Below are 18102 nucleotides of genomic sequence, written 5' to 3'. Positions count from 1 at the left end.
CTACTCCCCGTCCCCGCCGCCCTGGGGCAGGCCCTCGTAGATCTTCTTGCAGTCGGGGCAGACCGGCGAGCCCGGCTTGGGCGAGCGCGTGACCGGGAACCGCTCCCCGCACAGCGCCTCCACCATGTTGCCCAGGACCGCGCTCTCGGCGATCTTGGACTTCTTCACGTAGTGGAACATCTTCGGCTCGTCGGAGCCGGTCGAGTCGGTCCCCTGGGGCCGGGTGTCGACGTCGGGCAGCGTCTGGGTCGGCATGTGCTCCATGATGCCCCACGTGCCCGACCTCGTGCTCTCGCCCGCCGTCCGCGCCGCACTGCGGTCCGGGAGGGCCGTCGTCGCGCTGGAGAGCACGCTCCTGGCGCACGGTCTGCCCGCGCCGCGCAACCGCGAGGTGGCCGAGGAGGTGGAGGACGAGGTACGGGCGGCCGGGGCGGTGCCGGCCACCGTCGCGATGCTCGACGGGCGCGCACACGTCGGGCTGGGGTCCGCCGAGCTCGACCGGGTGTGCGCCGGCGGGCTGGAGAAGCTGTCGGTGCGGGACCTGGGCGTGGCCGCCGGACTCGGCCGGTCCGGCGCGACGACCGTCGCGGCCACCGCCCGGCTCGCCGCCCTCGCCGGGATCCGCGTCTTCGCCACCGGCGGCCTGGGCGGGGTGCACCGAGACGCCCGGGAGACCTGGGACGTCTCCGCCGACCTGCCCGCCCTCGCCGCGACGCCGGTCCTGGTCGTGTGCGCAGGGGTGAAGTCGATCCTCGACGTGGGCGCCACGCTGGAGGTCCTGGAGACCTCCTCGGTCCCGGTGGTCGGCTACCGCACCGATCGCTTCCCCGGCTTCTACCGGCGCGACGCCGGCTTCCCGGTGCCGTGGCGGGTCGACTCGGCCGGCGAGGCCGCGGCCGCATGGCGGGCGCACGTCGCGCTCGGCACGGGCTCCGGGATGGTGCTGGCCCGGCCGGTGCCCGAAGCCGACGAGCTCGACGCCGCCCTGCACGACCGCCTGCTCGCCGAGGGGCTGCAGCTGGTCGCCGAGCGCGGGATCACGGGCAAGGACGTGACCCCGGCGCTGCTCGAGCACTTCCACTCCGCCAGCGCCGGCGCCAGCCTCACCACCAACGTCGCGCTGGTGCGCGCCAACGCCCGCCTCGCGGCGCAGGTCGCCGGGCAGCTCGGGAACCTCTAGTTGTTGCCGCTCTCGATGACCGGGTGGTCCTCGGCCTCCAGCTCGAGGCGCTCACCCTGGTAGCGGTCGAACTTCTCCGTCTTCAGCGGCAACCGGTCGTTGGCGATGAGCACCGCGATCCACGGGAGCGGGATCGAGATGACCAGCAGGGTGACCGCGAGCCACGGGATCTGGTAGAAGACGGCGGCGAGGACCATGCAGGGGATGCGCATCCCCATCATGATCTTGTAGCGTCGCTTCCGGGTGGCCAGCTCCTCCTCGTAGGAGCGCTGCGCGTCCGTGATGAGCACGGGGTCGGAGCCCCGCCCCGTCGCGCGACTGGGTTCGGTCGTCACCGGACCACCTCCTTCCCCATCGTGTCACTGGTCCCGACGGTACGCGCGTCGACCCGGGAAGGAGTTGCGTCCGCAACACGCTGCCCCGGGACCACTCCGTCGGCCCACCGCCCGAGGGCGTCGTCGGCGCCGCCCCCGGGCCGGGACCTTGTCGAGACGTCAGCTTTCGAAGCATCAGCCGCCCACACCGTCAGACCGTCCGACGCTTGAGATCTCGAGCGTTCCCTGGAGACCCCCATGGCCCGGACGACCGTCACGCTCGGTCAACGCCTGGTGGCCACCGCGCGAGCGGCGGACCGGGCGCTCGACCGACGGCTCGCCGAGCACGGCGCCACCCGGTCGACGTGGCGGGTGCTGCCGTACCTCCTCAGCCGTCCGGCCGCGAACCAGCGGGACATCGCGAGGGCGCTGGGCGTCACGGGCGCGACCGTGTCCCACCACCTGCACGGGTGGGAGGTCGAGCAGCTGATCGTCCGGCACCGCGACCCGATGGACCGCCGGTCGCACCTGGTCGAGGTGAGCGAGTGGCTCGCCGGGGCTAGCCCGTGCGGCCCGGCTTCGGGGCGGCGTCGTCCGCGTCGTCGTGCGCGCCGTGCGCGTGCAGCCGCACCGGACCGACGGCCTCCTCGGAGACGACCTCGAGCAGCCGCTTCGCCAGCCCGCCGGAGATCCGGTACCGCACCAGCCGGCCCTCACGGTGCGCGGTGACCATGCCGTGCGCCCGCAGCAGCCGCAGCGCGTGCGACACGGCGCTGTCGCTCATCCCGACGGCGACGGCGAGGTCGGACACGCAGAGATCGCCGGCATGCTGCAGCGCCAGCAGGATCGACAGCCGGTTCACCTCGCCGAGCGCGTCGAGGACGGTGGCCGCGTGCTGGACCTGCTCGGTGTCGGCGAGCACGGCGGTCGCGTCGCACACCTGATCCGGGTCGATGACCCGCATCTCGCGGCGGTCGGTCGGGACCTTGTGCACGCCGTCGATGCTACTGCGGGGCGATCACGTCGCGGCCACCCTCCGACGGGCGTCACCGGGATTCCCCGTCCGCGTCCGCCGGGCCGTCAGGGGGCCGTCTTCCGGGTCGTGTCCCGAGTCGTGTTCCGGGTCGTGTCCCGGGTCGTGTCCCGGGCCGCCTTCTTCGCCGCCTTGGCCGCCTGTTTGAACTCGCGGACCCGTTCCAGCGACCCGGGGTCGACGACGTCGGCCACCGACCGGAACGACCCCTCCTCGCCGTAGCTCCCGGCGGCCTCGCGCCACCCCTCGGGCGCCACGCCGCGCTGCTTGCCGAGCAGCGCCACGAAGATCTGCGCCTTCTGCGTGCCGAACCCGGGCAGCGCCGCGAGCCGCCGGAACAGTTCCCTGCCGTCGGCGACGTCGCTCCAGATGCCGGTGACGTCGCCGTCGTAGCGTTCCACGATCGCCTGGTGCAGCGCCTGCACCCGGCCCGCCATCGACCGCGGGTACCGGTGCAGCGCGGGCTTCTCCGCGAAGACCTCGACCAGCTTCTCCGGGTCGTGGCCGGCGATCTGCCGCGCGTCGAGCGTGTCCGTGCCGAGCCGCCGGGCCAGCTCGGCGGGCGCCGCGAACGCCCGCTCCATCGGGATCTGCTGGTCGAGCAGCATCCCGGTGAGCAGGGCGAGCGGGTCGCGGTCGAGCAGCGCGTCGGCGGCGACGTCCTGGGAGAGGCTCAGCACGCGCCTCATCCTGCCCGACGCCCGGCCCTCGTCGGGAGTCGCGCCCGCTGCGCGAGGACCCGGGCGGCCACCCCTGGCCGCAGCAGCGCCGGCGGCGGGTCGACCAACCCGGTGACCCGGACGAAGGCCCGGGCGAGCACGGGGTCGTCGGCGGCGGCGGCCTGCAGCCGGGCGACGTAGGCACCGGAGAACCGCGTGGCGGCGCCGCGCCGGCCTTCGACCGCGGGGAACGCGAGGTCGGCCCCGGTCGCGAGGTCCCATGCGGCGCGCCCGGCGCCGGCCAGGTCGCGTCGGACCGCCGCGGAGCGAACCCCGGCGCCCCCGGCCAGGTGGCGGCGCAGCGCCAGCGCCTCCAGCGCCGCGACCGTGACACCCTGGCCGTAGATCGGGTTGAACGAGCAGAGGGCGTCCCCCACCACCAGCAGCCCGGCCGGGAGGTCCCGGACCCGGTGGTAGGAGTGCCGAACGGCGGCCGGGAACCGGTACGGCACCGGATCCGACAGCGGCCGGGCCTCCGCGACGGCATCGGCGATGTCCGGGAACTGCAGGCTTCGGGCGAAGGCGCCGAACCCGTCGGGATCCCGTGGTGGGGCGTCGTCGCCCATGCCGAACAGCGTCAGCAGGTGGTGCCCACCCTCGATGGCGGCGAGCGCACCGCCGCGCGGGTGGGCCGGGGTGGGGCCGGTCAGGACGGCCAGATCGCCGCCCAACGCGTCCGGCGGCAGCCTCAGTACCCGGCTGGCGTAGCGGATGTCCACGCCCACCCGCTCGGCCCGCGGCCGTCCGCGACCCAGGTCGTCGAGCCAGGTGGGCACCCGGGACCCGCGTCCGGTCGCGTCGACGACCAGGTCCGCGGCGAGGACCTGCTCGGCGCTGCCGTCGGCACGCCGCAGGATGCGGGCGCCGACCACCCGGTCCCCGCCGGAGCCCACCGTGCCCGTCGCGAGCCCGACGACGTCGCACCCGTCCCGGAACTCCACGCCCGGCAGGTCCCTCACCCGCCGCCGCACGTGCGCTTCCAGCATGGGCCGGCTGGCCGACAACGCCACCAGACCGGAGCGGGTGCGGGCGAAGCGGTGGCCACCGAAACAGGTGCGCACGTCACCGAGCATGTCGCCGGTGGGCACCCCTGCGGCGACGAGCTCGCCGCTCAGCCCGGGAAAGAGCGCCTCCAGGACCTGTTGGCCCCGGGCCAGCAGGGCGTGGATGTGGCGGCCCTGCGGTACGCCGCGACGGGCGGCCGGTTCGTCGGGGAGCAGATCGCGCTCGACCACCACGACCTCGGCGCAGGCCTCGGCGAGCACGCGGGCGGCCAGCAGGCCCGCCATCCCCGCCCCCAGCACGACGGCGCGTCCGAGGTGCGGTCCGGTACCGGTTCCACGCTCGGCAAGCATGCCCGCACCGTGCGGGTCCGCGGTGTCCGGTCGCCAGTCCACGAGGTGCTCACCCCTGCTCACGTGTGCTCAGCGGTGCTCGGCCGGCGCCTCGCCGTGGAGTTCGCGCTCCCACAGGTCCGCGACGACCCGGTGCACCCCCGAGGTCAGGTGCCGCCGGTAGGTGCCGAACGGCAACCCGAGTACCGCGGCCGCACGTTCCTGGGTGGACGCCGGCCGCAGGAACGTGCGGTCGAGTGCCCGCAGGAGCTTGTCGTCGCGCGGGTGCCTGCCGAGCGAGCCGACGGCCCCGCGCAGCACCTCGGCCAGCTGCTCCGGGCCCGGCTCCCCGTCACCCGCGCGGTCGACGAGCAGCCGGGTGCGCAGCAGCGGGTTACGGGCGAGCAGGTCCGGACGGCTCAGGTCGCGCAGGCCCTGCCGCACCGCCGCGGCGAACTCGTCCTCCGCGAGCGGGAGCAGCAGCGGCTCCGCGGGCGCGGGAAGGGTGAAGTCGCGGGCCAGGGCGCGCTCGGTGACCAGCTCCAGCCACGCGTCGACCGGCACCCGGCGGAAGTCGTGGGCGAACAGGCCGAACCGCCCTCCGCCGACGGTGAAGTCGGCACCGGCGGCGCGGGGCAGGTCGGCGATCGCGAAGTAGTCGTCCCACCGGTCGGGTTCGGCCAGCGTCAGGTAGTCCCAGGCGAGCCGCGGCGTGGCCAGGTGGCGCTGGATGGTGAGGACGGGCGCGGCGTTCATCGTCGGCGACGGCCCCTGGTGGACCTCGGCGTCGACGACGAACCGGGTCTGCGTCACCGACTCGCCCGCCCGCGGCGGGCCGTGGGCCCGGCAGTGCCGCCACGCCGCCGCGGCGCCGGGATCGGACTCGATCTCGTCCGGGGCGGCACGGGTGAGGTCCAGCAGCGCGAGGATGCCGCGCACCGACCCGTCGCCGCGGCGCATCACGTGGAACCCCTCGGGCTGGGCCGCCAGCCACCGCCGGGCGATCGCGGCCGCCTCCTCGCCCTCGGCCGCCCGCACCAGCTCGAGGACAGCGTGGTGCTCGTCGGCGCGGAGCGGCTGCGGATGGTGCCGTCCCCAGCTCGACCAGTCGACCGGTGAGAGGATCCCCGGCAGGTTGCGGAACAGGAACTTCTCGTCGAACAGCGCCTCCTGCTGTGCGCGCCCGCGTTCGGTCCGCGCTCGCCCGTGCACCTGGCCCCGCACGGCCCGGAAGATCCGCCGGTAGCCCTCGGGATCCCGCCAGCGCAGGTCGACGTCGAGGACCTCGCGGGCCAGATCGTGCGGGACCAGCCCGCCCGGTGCGGGTTCGACGACCGACACCTCCCTGAGCCACGCGAACGGTTCGGCGGCGTCGCCGGTCCCGAGCGCGGCGCGCAGCAGTGGTTCGGTGGTGACCCGCGCGAGCGCACACACCGCCAGGGCGTCGCGCCGGCGGGTGTCGGGGACGGAGTCGACCATCCGCCGGACCAGCGTCGCGACGAGGTCGGGGTCGAGCGCGTCGCCGACGGGCTCGGCGCCCCGCGCGGCCACGTCGGCGAGCAGAGCCAGCGCGAGCGGATGTCCGTGCGCGACGTCGACCAGGCGGTCGTGCGCGGTCCCGTCGATGCCGCGGGCCGACAGGTACCGCCGGCTCTCCTCACCGCTCCAGTTGCGCAACGCCACGACCCGGAGCAGGTCGGACCAGGCCGGGTCCGCGCGCCAGCCCGCCGTGGGCGGCCGGCGGCCGACGAGCACCGTGACCGCGTCCGCGGGCATCCGCGGCAGCAGCGCGGTGCGCAGCCAGTCGTCGAGCGCCTCCACCCGTTCGTAGGAGTCGACGAGCAGGACGACGCGGCCCGGCCCGGTGATCGGCCCGTCGCCGTCGGGGACGTCGAGCTGCCCGGACAGCGCCTCGAGCACCGCCGCCGGCACCGGCTGCAGCTCCCGGGCATCCAGCCGGACGGGAGACGTGCCCGCGTCGGCCGCGAGGTCGGCGAAGGCGTCGAGCAGAGTGGTCTTCCCGATCCCGCCCGGTCCGTGCAGGTGCAGCACGGCGAAGGGCGGTTCCTCCCCGTCGAGGGCCGCCCGGAACAGCTCCCGCTCCCCCACCCGTCCGACGAAGCGGTCGCGCCGGCGCGCGGCGAGGGAGTCGCCCAGCGTCACCCCGTCATGGTGTCGGCGGGACGCGCGGATGGACAGCGGGACCCCGCGTGGCCCGCCGACCGTAAGCAACCGGCAAGGCGCCCCGGCGCAGTGCCGGTCGCGGCGCGCGACGCCAGGCTCCTCCCGCTGCCCCGCCGGCGTTCGCCCATCGCTCCCCGGCGGCCGGGGCCGGGCGTTCGCCCCCTGCCGACCAGCGCGGACCGGCGTCGGTGAGGATGGCCGGGTGAACGCCGCCGCACCGCCCCCCGCGTTGTCCGACGATCTCTGCGCCCGGCTCCGCGACAGCCTGCTGGAGCACGGGTTCACCACCACCGGTGTGCGTGACCTGCTCGGCGCGGGTGCCCACGCGGCCCTGACCCGCGGCGAGCCCGAGGCCGCCGCCCGGGCCACCCGCGAGGGCGGCGGGCTCGGCTCGCTGGTCCGGCTGTTCCTGCTGGGCGGCACGGAGGCGGCGCCGCCGCTGCCGGAGGTCGACGCCCTCGTCGCGGGCGGGCTCCTCGCCCGCACCCCCGACGGCGTGCGGGCCGCCATGGACCTGCGTCCCTACGGCGAGGAGCACTCGGACGACCCGGCCGGCGAGGCCCTCTGGTACGTCCTCTCCGACCTCGACACACCCGCCGCGCGGCAGGACCGCGACCACGTGACCGGGGTCGGCGGGGCATCGCTCACGCTGGCGTCGTCGCTGGTCCGCACGCCGGTGCGGGACACCCTCGACCTCGGGACCGGGTGCGGGGTGCAGGCCCTGCACGCCAGCCGGTTCTCCGGGCGGGTCACCGCAACCGACGTCGCACCGCGGGCGCTGGCGACGGCCCGGGCCACGCTCGCGCTGTCCGGCGTGCACACCGTCGACCTGGTCGAGGGACCCTGGCTGGAGCCGGTGGCCGACCGGCGGTTCGACGCGATCGTGTCCAACCCACCGTTCGTGCCCGGTCCCGCCCGGGTGGACTACGTCTACCGGGACTCCGGGCAGGCGGGCGACGCGGCGCTGGCCGGGTTGCTGCACGACCTGCCGGCCCGGTTGCGGCCCGGCGGCCGGGCCCAGCTGCTGGGCTCGTGGCTGCACGTGCGCGGCGAGGACTGGCCGGACCGGGTGCGGGCATGGGTTCCCGGAGGCTGTGACGCCTGGATCGTGCAGCGCGAGGTGACCGACCCCGCGCTGCACGTCGGCACCTGGCAGCGCGACGCCGGGCTGGACCTCGCCGCGCCGGCCACCCGCGCGCAGGCGGCGGCCTGGCTGGACTGGCTGGAGGCCGAGCGGGTCGAGGCCGTCGGGTTCGGCTTCCTGCTGCTGCGCACGGTCCCCGACGGGCGGGCCCCGGAGATCGTGGTCGAGGACCTGCCCGGCGAGCTCGCCGACCCGCTGGGCGCGGAGATGACCGGCTGGCTGGACCGCGTCGACTGGCTGCGGGAGCACGCGAGCGACGCGGCCCTGCTGGGCGCGCGGCTGGCCCTCTCGCCGAGCGCGACCCTGGAGCGGTACGCCGTGGCCGGCGTCGAGGGCTGGTCCGACGCGGGCGCGGCGGTCGTGCTCGCCGACGGGCCGCAGTGGCGGCACGAGGTCGACGAGCCCGCCGCCGCGCTGCTCGCCGGCTGCTCGGGCGCACTGCCCCTCGAGGAACTGTTCGCGCTGCTGTCCCTCGCCCACGACCGGCCGGTCGACGCCCTGGTGCAAGCCGCACTGCCCGCCGTGCGGGAGTTCGTGCGGCACGGGGTGCTGGTGCCCGCGGCCACCGGGGACCGCGCGTGAGGGCCGTCGCCTCGCGGGTCCGTGGCGCCTCGGTCACCGTCGACGGCCGGGTCGTCGGCGCCATCGAGGGCGAGGGCCTGCTCGTGCTGCTGGGCGTGACCCACGCCGACGCCGCCGAGGACGTCGAGCGGATGGCCCGCAAGCTCTGGGAGCTGCGGCTGCTCGACGGCGAACGGTCGTGCGCCGACGCGGGCGCCCCGCTGCTCGTGGTCAGCCAGTTCACGCTCTACGGCGACACCCGCAAGGGCCGCCGGCCCTCGTGGTCCGCCGCGGCCCGGCCGGAGGTGGCCGAGCCGGTCGTCGACGCCGTGGTGGCCGCCCTGCGCGCGCGGGGCGCGCACGTGGAGACCGGCCTGTTCGGCGCCGAGATGGCCGTCGCCTCGGTGAACGACGGCCCGTTCACCGTGCTGGTCGAGACCTGACGGGCAAGGCCCGCCGGGGTGAGGATCAGCCGTGGTGCTCGTGCTGCCCGTTGTCGTGCGTGGCGGCGGCGCGGGCCTTCGACGTGACCCGGTCCGCCTGCTCCCCCACGGTCTCGACGACCTTGGCGCCGGCCTCGACCACGCTCTTGGCGAAGTCGCGCTGGCTGGCGAGAACCTTCTCGGCCGCGCCGAACGACGTGTCGACCAGGCTCTGCGCGTCGGCGGCGGTCGGGCGGAACGGGGCGAACGATCCGATCGCGTCCGTCCAGGCGTCGAACGCCGAGCTCACGGCCTCCTGGCCGCGCTTGGTGAAGTCGTTCAGTCGCTCGCTGGTGCCGGCCATGTCGGCCTCCTTCCTCAGCCCTTCGGTCGGGGCGGGGTGTGTCGCGGTCGCGCACCGATCGGCGCGCGCTACCTAAACTACGCACCAGCGTTAAGTATGTCAATCAACGCTGGTGGTGCACCCCGTCACGGCCTCATACCTGCTCGGCGCACAACCCGCACCGAACCCCGTCAGGACTCCAGGAAGCTCCGGTACACCCCGAGCAGCGCCGTCTTCTGCTCCTCGGTCAACCGCGTCTCCGCGCGCACGGCCTCCTCCACCGAGCACGGGCCGGACGCCTCCTCGGCCGGGTCCGCGTGCGCCGTCGAGGCCGTCGAGGTCGCCGACGCCGCGTCGGACCCGCCTCCCCAGCCGGCCTGGCGCAGGAGCTGCTCGGTGTTGAGGTGCAGTGCGTCGGCGATGGAGTGCAGCACCTTGAGCGACGGCTGGTGCAGCCCGCGCTCGACCTGACTGAGGTAGGCGTTGGAGACCCGGGTCATGGAGGCCATCTCGCGCAGCGACAGCTTGGCCATCTGGCGCTGGGCGCGGATGAACCCGCCCAGCGCGTTGACCTGGTCGGACCAGCCCCCGTCCCGCACCCGGTCCTCCGCCGGACCGGCACCGCCACCCGTCGTCATGCCCCCAGTCTTCCCGATCGGGGGCCCCGGTGTCGCGAGCCGGCCCGGCGTGCGAGGCGGTCAGCTCCCCCGCACGTAGGTGCCCGGGGCGTCGCCGAGCGCGGGGTGGGCGTCGGAGCCCAGCGGCGGCGGCGTGACCTTGTCGCCCCCGTGCGCCTCGGCCCAGTTCGCCCAGTCCTCCCACCAGCTCGCGCGCTGTTCGGTGGCGTCGTCACGCCACTGCCGCGCGGTGGCCGGCAGCTCGGTGGTCTCGGTGAACCAGTGCCGCGACTTCGGCGAGGGCGGGTTCACGACGCCGGCGATGTGACCGGAGTTCGACAGCACGAATCGCACGGTCCCGCCGAGCTCGCGGGCGCCGAGGTAGACCGACTCCCACGGCGCGATGTGGTCGCGCTCTGCGGTGATCACGTAGGCGTCCTGCCGGACCTGCTGCAGGTCGAGCTGCTCGCCCGCGAGCTCGAACTTGCCCTCCGCCAGCTCGTTGCGGATGTAGAGGGCGCGCAGGTACTCGGCCTGCATCTCCGCGGGCATGCGGGTGGAGTCGGCGTTCCAGGTGAGCATGTCGAACGGCACCGGATCGTCGCCCTGCAGCCAGTTGACCTCGACGTAGTTCCACAGCAGGTCCGTGGCGCGGAGCAGGTCGAAGGTGCGCTTCATGCTCGAGGCCGGCAGGTAGCCGTCCTTGCGCATCGTGCGCTCGAGGCGGTCGACCGTCGCCTCGTCGGTGAACACCCCCAGCTGGCCCGGCTTGCTGAAGTCCAGCATCGTGTTCATCAGCGTGAGGCTGTGGACGCGGTCCTCGCCCCGGGCGGCGAGCCACGCGAGCAGCGAGGCCGCGAGGGTGCCGCCGAGGCAGAGCCCCGCCACGTTGACCTTCGGCGCCCCGGTGATCTCCTGGACCACGTCGAGCGCGGCCAGCGGCCCCTCGCGCAGGTAGTCGCTCATCGTCAGGTCGCGCAGCGACGAGTCCGGGTCCCGGTAGCTGATCATGAAGACGGTGTGCCCGTGCTGCACCGCCCACTCGACGAGGCTGCGCCCGGGCGCCAGGTCCATGATGTAGTACTTGTTGATCCACGGCGGGCTCATGAGCAGCGGGATCTCGTGCACCGTCGGCGTCTGCGGCGCGTACTGGACCAGCTCGATCAACCGGTTGCGGAACACGACCTTGCCCGGCGTCACGGCGAGGTCCTTCCCCACGGTGAAGTGGCCGGGCGTGTGCTGGCGCGGCAGGCCGCCGTTCTGCACGAGGTCGCGGACGGCGTTGCGGGCGCCACGGGCCAGGCTGCGCCCCCCGGTGGTGAAGGCCTTCTGCACCATCCCCGGGCTGCCCGCCGGCCAGTTCGGCGGGGCGGCGGCCTCGATCAGCTGGCCGACCAGGAAGTCGATCTTGTGCCGGGTGACCGGATCGAGCTCGAGGCCGGCCGACAGCTCGCGCAGCCGCGCGGCGAAGAGGGCGTACTCCTGGCGGCACAGCCAGTACCAGGCGTTCTCCTCCCAGACGGGGTCCTTGTACCGCGGGTCGCGCTCGGGCAGCACGGCCGGCCCCTGCCTGGTCGCCCCCACGGCGCGCAACGCCGAGACGGCACCGGCCCGGGCGGCGTCGAGCCCCCAGCCGAGACCGACCTTGACCGTGCTGCGCGGATGGGTGACCGCCGCCTTCGCCGCACCCGCGAGCGCGGGCACGAAACCGATCGGGTCCACCCGCGCGGCGACGGACCGGGGGTCGAGCCGGTGCTTCACCGCATCCGTCACCGAGTCGACCACGCGACGCGCGTGGTCCTCGGTCCCCGCCCGTTCGGTGGCGTCGCCCGTTCCGCCCTCGGTCGGCGGTACTGCTGCAAGCATCTTCCTGGACGTCATCGGCCGTGGCCTCCCCCGTGAACGACTGGTACCCGCCCCCGGGCCGATCGGGCTCTGCGGCAGGCGGTCGCCCCATGGTGGGGGGTACTGCCCGGTAGCGCGGCGCAAGGGATTCAGCTCACTCCGCAAGCCCCGTCACCTGCGCTTGGTATGGCAAGCACTACTCTCGAGTAGGCCTCCGGTTGCTCGGGATCCCCACCAAGACTTACCGTCGAGTAGCACACGACGGTCGACATCACCGGCGATGGGAGACGACCCATGACCAGCGCGCTGTCCGGCGACACCGGGGAGAGCACTCTCGAGCGGAGCGGCACCGAGGAGCTCGCGGGCACCCCGGTCGGCGGTCCCGCCGCCGAGCACCCGTACCGCTTCCTCCTCCGCTACGGCACCGAGACGGCGGCCCGCAGCCTGGCCGAGGCCGGCAGGGCGGCCGGCGCCGCCTGGTGGTCGCTCGCCCGGCGCCCGTGGGCGGCCCCCGCCCGGACCGCGCTGTGGGCCGGCACCGTGCTCGACCGGGCCGCGCCCCGCTGGCACCTCCCGCACCGCATCACCCTCGAGACCGACTTCGCCGTACTGCGCGACTTCACCGCCGACGAGCACCGCGCCGATCCCGTGGTCCCCACCCTGGTCCTCCCGCCCCAGGCCGGCCACAGCTCGACGGTCGTCGACTTCGCCCCGGGCCAGAGCCAGCTGACCGCGCTGCGCGAGTCCGGTCTCACCCGCCTCTACTCGCTCGACTGGCGGACGGCCACGCAGGCGACGAAGCGGATCACCATCACCGACTACATCGAGGTGATCGACCGCTCGATCCGCCGGATGGGCGGGCGGGCCAACCTCGTGGGCGACTGCCAGGGCGGCTGGCTGGCGGCCATCTACGCAACCCTGCACCCCGGGCGCGTGCACACGCTGACGCTCGCCGGCGCGCCGATCGACTTCCACGCCGGCGACTCGGTCATCGCGGCCTCGACCCAGGCGCTCGCCGGACGGTTCGGGCTCGCTCCCTACCGGGCACTGGTGGCCGCCAAGGGCGGGATCATGGCCGGGGCGGCGGTACTGGCCAACTTCGTGATGATCCAGCCGCAGGCCGAGATCGGCCGCCAGCTGCAGCTGCTCGCCGACGTCCACGACCCGGCGCACGTGGAGCGCTACCGGATCTTCGAGGACTGGTTCAAGCACACCCAGGACATCCCGGGGGCGTTCTACCTCTGGCTGGTGGAGCACCTGTTCTGGCGCAACCGGCTGGTGCGCGGCGAGCTCGAGGTCGGCGGGCGGCCGGCGCGCCTCGACGCCATCTCCTGTCCGCTGTTCCTGCTCGCGGGTGCCACGGATCACATCACGCCGCCCGCGCAGCTGTTCGCGATCGCCGATCACGTGTCGACGCCGGCCACGAAGATCACCAAGCGGGTCGCCGCGGGCGGCCATCTGGGCCTGTTCACCGGGCGGAACGCCCTGCACAGGGACTGGCCGGCGCTCATGTCCGAGGTCCGGGCGTTGTCCACGAGCGGCATCTCCGGCGTGGCCTGACGCGGATCGACGTCCCCGGCTCCCGTCACCCGCACGGCGGATGCGCGGAGCCGGGAACGTTTATCCGCACCCGTGCGTTCAACCCTGTAGAACCCCGGCGGAGGGCCAGTCCCCACTGGCGCACCGCCCGGGTCGCGTTAGGGGAGGAACGTCCATGACAGTGGCACCGACGGTGGATCCCGCACTGGACCCTGCACACGCCGGATCCGCACGCCGGAGCACCGGTAGCGACTCCGCGACGGCGCCCACCCGGCGCCGCGCGCCGGCTCGCGTTCCCGGCCAGCGTACCTCGACCTCGCCCTCCGGTGCCGCGAAGAAGCCGGCACGGGCGCGGAGCACGTCCGCGCAGGGCGAGGCGGCCGCCGCCCGGGCGCCGGAGGAGGCCTTCGACGAGACGATGGCGGACGAGGCGCAGCAGGGCACACAGGAGCCGGGGCGTCCGGAGCTGACGGCCGAGGATCTCGACGCCCAGAGCCCGGCCGCGGACCTCGTCCGCGTCTACCTGAACGGGATCGGCAAGACCGCGCTGCTCACCGCGGCCGAGGAGGTCGACCTCGCGAAGCGCATCGAGGCCGGCGTCTTCGCCTCGCACGTGCTCGACACCGCGCGTGTCGAGGGCCGCGAGCTCGACCCGGCGTACGCCCGCGACCTGCGGGCCGTGGTGCGCGACGGCGAGCGGGCGCGCAACCACCTGCTCGAGGCGAACCTGCGCCTGGTCGTCTCGCTGGCCAAGCGGTACACGGGCCGCGGCATGCCGCTGCTCGACCTGATCCAGGAGGGCAACCTGGGCCTGATCCGCGCGGTGGAGAAGTTCGACTACGCCAAGGGCTTCAAGTTCTCGACCTACGCCACGTGGTGGATCCGGCAGGCGATCACCCGCGGCATGGCCGACCAGGCCCGCACCATCCGGCTGCCCGTGCACCTGGTGGAGCAGGTGAACAAGCTGGCCCGGATCAAGCGGGACATGCACCAGCGCCTCGGCCGCGAGGCCACCCACGAGGAGCTGGCCGCCGAGTCCGGCCTGCCCGAGGAGAAGATCGCCGACCTGCTCGACCACGCGCGGGACCCGGTGAGTCTGGACATGCCGGTCGGCAGCGACGAGGAGGCCCCGCTCGGGGACTTCATCGAGGACGACCAGGCGGCCGACGCCGAGAACACGGTGATCTCGCACCTTCTGCACGACGATCTGCGCCGCGTGCTCGGCACGCTGGAGGAGCGCGAGCAGGCGGTGATCCGGATGCGCTACGGCCTCGACGACGGCCAGCCGCGAACGCTGGACCAGATCGGCCGCCGCTTCGGACTCTCCCGCGAGCGGGTGCGCCAGATCGAGCGCGAGGTCATGGCGAAGCTGCGGGTCGGCGAGCGGGCGGACCGCCTGCGCGCCTACGCCAGCTGAGCACGCACCACGGCCGCGGCCCCGCACCCGACCAGGGATGCGGGGCCGCGGCCGTCGCGGGTCGGGGCCGACGCCGCCCCACCGGGCTCCCCACGAGACGGGGGCGCCGCCGGCCGGTGATCATTCTCGGTGCGGACGGCACCGGTGCCGGCCCGACAGGCGGGCCCGATCGGTGGATGTCGGCCGGGCGGGCGCCGCGCGAGATCACGCCGGGTCGGAAGATCAGGCATGGTGATCCGGCCGCGCGCTGCCTAGGCTCACGGGCATGCCGAGTACGACGGAGACTCCCCAGCCGGTGACCCCCGAGGCGATGCGCGACGTCCTGGGGCACTTCGTCTCGGGCGTCGTCGTGATCACGGCGCAGGGGCCGGACGGGCCGCTGGGCTTCACCTGCCAGTCGTTCGCCTCGCTGTCCCTGGACCCGCCGCTGATCTCCTTCTCCCCCGCGCGCACCTCCTCGACCTGGCCCCGGATCCGCGAGGTGGGTTCCTTCTGCGTGAACGTCCTCGCCGAGGACCACCAGGAGTACAGCAACGGGTTCGCGCGGTCCGGCACGGACAAGTTCGCCGGTGTCTCCTGGAACCCTGCGCCCTCCGGCTCGCCGGTCCTCGAGGGCGTGAGCGCCTGGATCGACTGCAGCCTCTGGAACGAGTACGACGGTGGCGACCACACGGTCGTGCTGGGCCAGGTCGCCAACCTCGGCGCCGACGCCTCCCGGCTGCCGCTGCTGTTCTACCGGGGCAACTACGGGCTCACGCCCCCCGTGGCGAGCGAGTCCGAGGAGACCAGCTGACGGCGGGAAGCGTGCCCTCGGTCCCCTGGGGGCGTCCGAGGGAGGCTCAGCCCGCGGGCGTGATGAGCCCGTTGTCCGGGATGCGCGGGTGTCCGGCGTCGGGGGCGGCCCGCGCCGGTGGCTGCGGCAGGCCGAGCCGCGCCGGCAGGTCCACGACCGAGTCGAGGACGTCGTGGGCCCCCGCCGCACGCAGCCGCGCGGGCGTGTGTGCCCCGCTGGGCACTCCCAGCGCCAGCCCGGCACCGGAGCGCATCGCGGCGGTCATCCCCGCCGTCGAGTCCGCGACGACCACGCAGTCCACGGGCGCGGTGTCCACCGCGGTCGCGGCGGCCAGCACCAGGTCCGGTTCGGGCCATCCGCGCCCGCCGACGTCGGCCGGCGTGAGGAGGAGGTCGGCCGACAGGCCCGCCCGTGCCACCAGCGCGTCCCGCGTCTGCGGGCCGACCCCGGCCACCAGCACCACGGCCGTGCCGGCCTCGCGCAGTGCGCCGATCGCCGCGCCCGCCCCCGGGACCTCGGCGACCCGGCCCTGTTCCGCCGCCTCCCGCAGGTGGGCCTCGTAGGCGTCGGCCGCGAGCCGCGCCCGCCGCAGGTCGCCGTCGAGCAGGTCGAGGAAGACCCGCAGCACCGGACGGTCGGTGGTGGCGCGGGCCTGCCGTTCCAGCGCCGGGAACCGCGGTCCGACCACCGGCACCCCCACCGTCACCAGGCCGCGGCGGACCGCGTCGAGGACCAGGCCGCCGTCGGCGACCGTGGTGCCGACGAGGTCGAGGACGGCCAGGCGCATCACTGCACTCCATCGCGCCCGGGTGACCGGGAGGCGACCGGCGGGCGGCGCCCCGGTGAACGGATCACCGCTCCCGGGTGTCGCCGTCCCGGCCGCGGCCCCCGGACTGGTTCTCCGACGCCGTGCACTTCCTGGGTCTGCAGCAACATGGGCGCGCACCCGGCCGACCCTTCGTCCGTGGGGTCACGGGTGCGGCCAGCTGTTGTGCGTGCAACCGTGCAGTCCCAGGGTCTGCTGCTGCATGACGGGCGCGGGACGGCCCGCGCCGGGGCAGGTCTCGTGGCCGTGGCCCAGGGCGTGCCCGACCTCGTGGTTGACCAGGTACTGCCGGTAGCCCGTGGGGTTGTCGGCGTACTCCGCGGTCGTCTCGACCCACCGGCGGAAGTTCAGGACGACCATCTCCTGGTTGCGGCAGGACACCTCGCCGGCCGTGTCGAGCGGGGCGCACAGCCGGTTCGTGGTGCCCGGCGTGGCGAGCACCAGGTGGATGGTGGCCGCACCGTCCGTGCGGGCGAAGGAGAGCGCACCGCCGGCGCCCCAGCCCCGCGGGTCGTTCAGCGTGTCCATCACGAACCCGGCGAAGGCGTCCGGGTCGACGGGGAGCCCGGCCTCGACGGCCACGCTCAGCTCGCGGACCGGTCCGGGTCCCGGGGCGGGGGTCGAGCCCGGCACCACGGCCAGGCTGCCGTTCCCGTCGCTCGGGACGGACCGGCCGGTGAGGCCCGCGCGCAGGTCGACCGGCGACAGCGCGGTGGTCGTCGGGGTCGTTCCCGGGGAGGTTGGCGGCAACGGGGCGCTCTGCGCGGCCAGGGCGGCCGGGGGCGCCGCGCTCGGGGCCCCGGGCCGGGTGGTGGCCGTCGAGGTGGTGGCGGCCGGGGTGGTGGCGGCCGGGGTGGTGACGGTCGGGGTGGTGACGGCCGGGGTGCGGTCGGCCGGATCGGGCGCGAGCTGGTTCACCCCGGGCCGGGCACACGCCACCAGCAGCAGCGCCGGCAGGCAGAGCGCGAGCAGCCGGGCGGCCGACAGGACCCGCGGTCGGCCGCTCGGCGCGCGGCGGGCGGGGGTCGACTCCGCGGCACGAGAGGGCACGGGCGGCAGCCTGCCACCCCGTGGCGGGTCGCGCCGCGTGCCTCACCGGGTCGTTCACGGACCCATGACCGGAGTACGGCCGCGGACCATCCCGGGCTACTGTGTGAGGCCGCCGCTTCCCGCCCGTCCGGTCCCCTCAGGCCATGTCACCGCACCCGACGGGCCGAGGCCCCCGCCCCGGCGACCAGGCTGCTGATCACGAGGCCGATCACCAGGTGGATCACGGAGTTGGCCACCCGCTCCCCCAGCGGCGCCGAGCCGAGCAGCGGCAGCAGGGCCGCGACCACCGTCACCAGGCCGACGATCCACGACAGGTAGGTCATCGGCCGGGGCGTCGAGAGCAGCAGCAGGTGCGCGAGGCCTGTCGCCGCCAGCGCCGCGACCGCGGACAGGATGCAGAGCAGGACGGTGCGCGAGTCACCGAGCGCACCGGAGCTGGCGGGGCCGTTGAAGGCGATCCGCAGGACCGCGCGCACGATCAGCGTCCCGACCAGCGCGATCAGCGCGGCGACGAGGGCCGTGGCCACGCCGGCCGCCCAGAGCCGGCCGGCATCGACCGAGGGCTTCGGTGCACGCGGCGGGTGCTCGGCCCCGTACTGCTGTTCCCCGTACTGGTGGTCCGCGTACTGGTGATCGCCGTACTGCGGGCCCTGGTCGGGGAGCCGCCGGGTCTCGTCCCCGCGATCCCAGGTGCCGTACCCGCCGCCCGATCCGTAACCGCCGGACATCCCGTTCCCCTCGCCGCGCCGCACCTCGTCTCCGGTGAGTGTGTCGGCCGCGC

18 protein-coding genes and 1 pseudogene are annotated in these 18102 nt (G+C 74.9%); 7 read left to right on the top strand and 12 right to left on the bottom strand.

Translation table 11 applies throughout. The features are described 5' to 3' along the window. The gene (locus ACL02T_RS02470; protein ID WP_412828965.1) at positions 1-255 is read right to left on the bottom strand and encodes a DUF3039 domain-containing protein; all 255 of its coding nucleotides are present in this window, start codon (positions 253-255) and stop codon (positions 1-3) included. A 10-nt stretch (positions 256-265) separates the two neighbouring features. Between ACL02T_RS02470 and ACL02T_RS02465 the strand changes: the two genes are divergently transcribed. Then, on the top strand, positions 266-1180 hold the full coding sequence (locus tag ACL02T_RS02465; RefSeq protein ID WP_412829324.1) for a pseudouridine-5'-phosphate glycosidase: 915 nt from the start codon (positions 266-268) through the stop codon (positions 1178-1180). Here ACL02T_RS02465 and ACL02T_RS02460 read toward each other — a convergent pair. Next, on the bottom strand, positions 1177-1515 hold the full coding sequence (locus tag ACL02T_RS02460) for a DUF3099 domain-containing protein (RefSeq protein ID WP_412828964.1): 339 nt from the start codon (positions 1513-1515) through the stop codon (positions 1177-1179). The genes ACL02T_RS02465 and ACL02T_RS02460 overlap by 4 nt on opposite strands. A 237-nt stretch (positions 1516-1752) precedes the next feature. Here ACL02T_RS02460 and ACL02T_RS02455 point away from each other — a divergent pair. Next, a pseudogene (locus ACL02T_RS02455) lies at positions 1753-2007 on the top strand (MarR family winged helix-turn-helix transcriptional regulator); the annotation flags it as partial. Between the two features lie 46 nt (positions 2008-2053). On the opposite strand, the gene ACL02T_RS02450 reads toward ACL02T_RS02455, so the two are convergent. The 4 genes from ACL02T_RS02450 to ACL02T_RS02435 form a co-directional block, all read right to left on the bottom strand. Continuing rightward, entirely contained in the window at positions 2054-2488 is a 435-nt protein-coding gene (locus ACL02T_RS02450; protein WP_412828963.1) for an ArsR/SmtB family transcription factor, read from the bottom strand. Positions 2489-2574: 86 nt separating this feature from the next. Next, on the bottom strand, positions 2575-3216 hold the full coding sequence (locus ACL02T_RS02445) for an HhH-GPD-type base excision DNA repair protein (protein ID WP_412828962.1): 642 nt from the start codon (positions 3214-3216) through the stop codon (positions 2575-2577). Next, a complete protein-coding gene (locus ACL02T_RS02440; RefSeq protein WP_412828961.1) occupies positions 3213-4664 on the bottom strand; it encodes an FAD-dependent oxidoreductase in 1452 nt (483 codons plus the stop codon). The genes ACL02T_RS02445 and ACL02T_RS02440 overlap by 4 nt, the downstream gene beginning before the upstream one ends. A gap of 6 nt (positions 4665-4670) precedes the next feature. Continuing rightward, entirely contained in the window at positions 4671-6743 is a 2073-nt protein-coding gene (locus ACL02T_RS02435) for a hypothetical protein (RefSeq protein ID WP_412828960.1), read from the bottom strand. Between the two features lie 223 nt (positions 6744-6966). Here ACL02T_RS02435 and ACL02T_RS02430 point away from each other — a divergent pair, with 223 nt between their 5' ends. Further along, positions 6967-8490 carry a DUF7782 domain-containing protein gene (locus ACL02T_RS02430; RefSeq protein WP_412828959.1) on the top strand — a complete coding sequence of 508 codons (1524 nt, stop codon included), beginning with the start codon at positions 6967-6969 and terminating at the stop codon, positions 8488-8490. After that, positions 8487-8912: a D-aminoacyl-tRNA deacylase gene (dtd, locus tag ACL02T_RS02425; protein ID WP_412828958.1), complete on the top strand. Its 426-nt coding sequence runs from the start codon at positions 8487-8489 to the stop codon at positions 8910-8912. Before ACL02T_RS02430 ends, dtd begins: the two co-directional genes overlap by 4 nt. 25 nt (positions 8913-8937) lie before the next feature. Here dtd and ACL02T_RS02420 read toward each other — a convergent pair whose 3' ends face one another. The 3 genes from ACL02T_RS02420 to ACL02T_RS02410 form a co-directional block, all read right to left on the bottom strand. After that, entirely contained in the window at positions 8938-9255 is a 318-nt protein-coding gene (locus ACL02T_RS02420) for a hypothetical protein (protein ID WP_412828957.1), read from the bottom strand. 170 nt (positions 9256-9425) lie between these two features. Continuing rightward, on the bottom strand, positions 9426-9872 hold the full coding sequence (locus ACL02T_RS02415; protein WP_412828956.1) for a helix-turn-helix domain-containing protein: 447 nt from the start codon (positions 9870-9872) through the stop codon (positions 9426-9428). A 60-nt stretch (positions 9873-9932) separates the two neighbouring features. Next, complete coding sequence (locus tag ACL02T_RS02410; protein ID WP_412828955.1) at positions 9933-11732, bottom strand: PHA/PHB synthase family protein; 1800 nt, start codon at positions 11730-11732, stop codon at positions 9933-9935. Between the two features lie 258 nt (positions 11733-11990). On the opposite strand from ACL02T_RS02410, the gene ACL02T_RS02405 reads away from it, so the two are divergent. From ACL02T_RS02405 to ACL02T_RS02395, 3 genes are all read left to right on the top strand, one after another. After that, positions 11991-13256 carry an alpha/beta fold hydrolase gene (locus ACL02T_RS02405; RefSeq protein ID WP_412828954.1) on the top strand — a complete coding sequence of 422 codons (1266 nt, stop codon included), beginning with the start codon at positions 11991-11993 and terminating at the stop codon, positions 13254-13256. Between the two features lie 397 nt (positions 13257-13653). After that, positions 13654-14652 (top strand): sigma-70 family RNA polymerase sigma factor, encoded by a 999-nt coding sequence (locus ACL02T_RS02400; protein ID WP_412829323.1) that lies wholly within the window; start codon positions 13654-13656, stop codon positions 14650-14652. A gap of 265 nt (positions 14653-14917) precedes the next feature. Further along, a complete protein-coding gene (locus tag ACL02T_RS02395; protein ID WP_412828953.1) occupies positions 14918-15445 on the top strand; it encodes a flavin reductase family protein in 528 nt (175 codons plus the stop codon). 46 nt (positions 15446-15491) lie between these two features. Here ACL02T_RS02395 and ACL02T_RS02390 read toward each other — a convergent pair whose 3' ends face one another. The 3 genes from ACL02T_RS02390 to ACL02T_RS02380 form a co-directional block, all read right to left on the bottom strand. Then, positions 15492-16232, bottom strand: a complete 741-nt coding sequence (locus tag ACL02T_RS02390; protein ID WP_412828952.1) for an HAD family hydrolase — start codon at positions 16230-16232, stop codon at positions 15492-15494. Between the two features lie 183 nt (positions 16233-16415). Then, positions 16416-17321, bottom strand: coding sequence for a DUF3152 domain-containing protein (locus ACL02T_RS02385; protein ID WP_412828951.1), 906 nt, complete (start codon positions 17319-17321; stop codon positions 16416-16418). A 146-nt stretch (positions 17322-17467) separates the two neighbouring features. Beyond that, on the bottom strand, positions 17468-18049 hold the full coding sequence (locus tag ACL02T_RS02380; protein WP_412828950.1) for a DUF6069 family protein: 582 nt from the start codon (positions 18047-18049) through the stop codon (positions 17468-17470). Between the last annotated feature and the right edge of the window lie 53 nt (positions 18050-18102).

The organism is Pseudonocardia oceanicola (assembly GCF_047200735.1).
Classification (GTDB): Bacteria; Actinomycetota; Actinomycetes; order Mycobacteriales; family Pseudonocardiaceae; genus Pseudonocardia.
The sequence above is the reverse complement of the archived record's forward strand: the minus strand, read 5'-3'. Positions and strand labels throughout refer to the sequence as shown.

What these genes read in the sequence shown, in the direction of transcription:
- ACL02T_RS02470 (WP_412828965.1), bottom strand. Translation starts at nt 255, where the DNA reads ATGCCGACCCAGACGCTGCCCGACGTCGACACCCGGCCCCAGGGGACC.
- ACL02T_RS02465 (WP_412829324.1), top strand. Translation starts at nt 266, where the DNA reads ATGCCCCACGTGCCCGACCTCGTGCTCTCGCCCGCCGTCCGCGCCGCA.
- ACL02T_RS02445 (WP_412828962.1), bottom strand. Translation starts at nt 3,216, where the DNA reads ATGAGGCGCGTGCTGAGCCTCTCCCAGGACGTCGCCGCCGACGCGCTG.
- ACL02T_RS02420 (WP_412828957.1), bottom strand. Translation starts at nt 9,255, where the DNA reads ATGGCCGGCACCAGCGAGCGACTGAACGACTTCACCAAGCGCGGCCAG.
- ACL02T_RS02415 (WP_412828956.1), bottom strand. Translation starts at nt 9,872, where the DNA reads ATGACGACGGGTGGCGGTGCCGGTCCGGCGGAGGACCGGGTGCGGGAC.
- ACL02T_RS02410 (WP_412828955.1), bottom strand. Translation starts at nt 11,732, where the DNA reads ATGACGTCCAGGAAGATGCTTGCAGCAGTACCGCCGACCGAGGGCGGA.
- ACL02T_RS02405 (WP_412828954.1), top strand. Translation starts at nt 11,991, where the DNA reads ATGACCAGCGCGCTGTCCGGCGACACCGGGGAGAGCACTCTCGAGCGG.
- ACL02T_RS02400 (WP_412829323.1), top strand. Translation starts at nt 13,654, where the DNA reads ATGGCGGACGAGGCGCAGCAGGGCACACAGGAGCCGGGGCGTCCGGAG.
- ACL02T_RS02395 (WP_412828953.1), top strand. Translation starts at nt 14,918, where the DNA reads ATGCCGAGTACGACGGAGACTCCCCAGCCGGTGACCCCCGAGGCGATG.
- ACL02T_RS02390 (WP_412828952.1), bottom strand. Translation starts at nt 16,232, where the DNA reads ATGCGCCTGGCCGTCCTCGACCTCGTCGGCACCACGGTCGCCGACGGC.
- ACL02T_RS02380 (WP_412828950.1), bottom strand. Translation starts at nt 18,049, where the DNA reads ATGTCCGGCGGTTACGGATCGGGCGGCGGGTACGGCACCTGGGATCGC.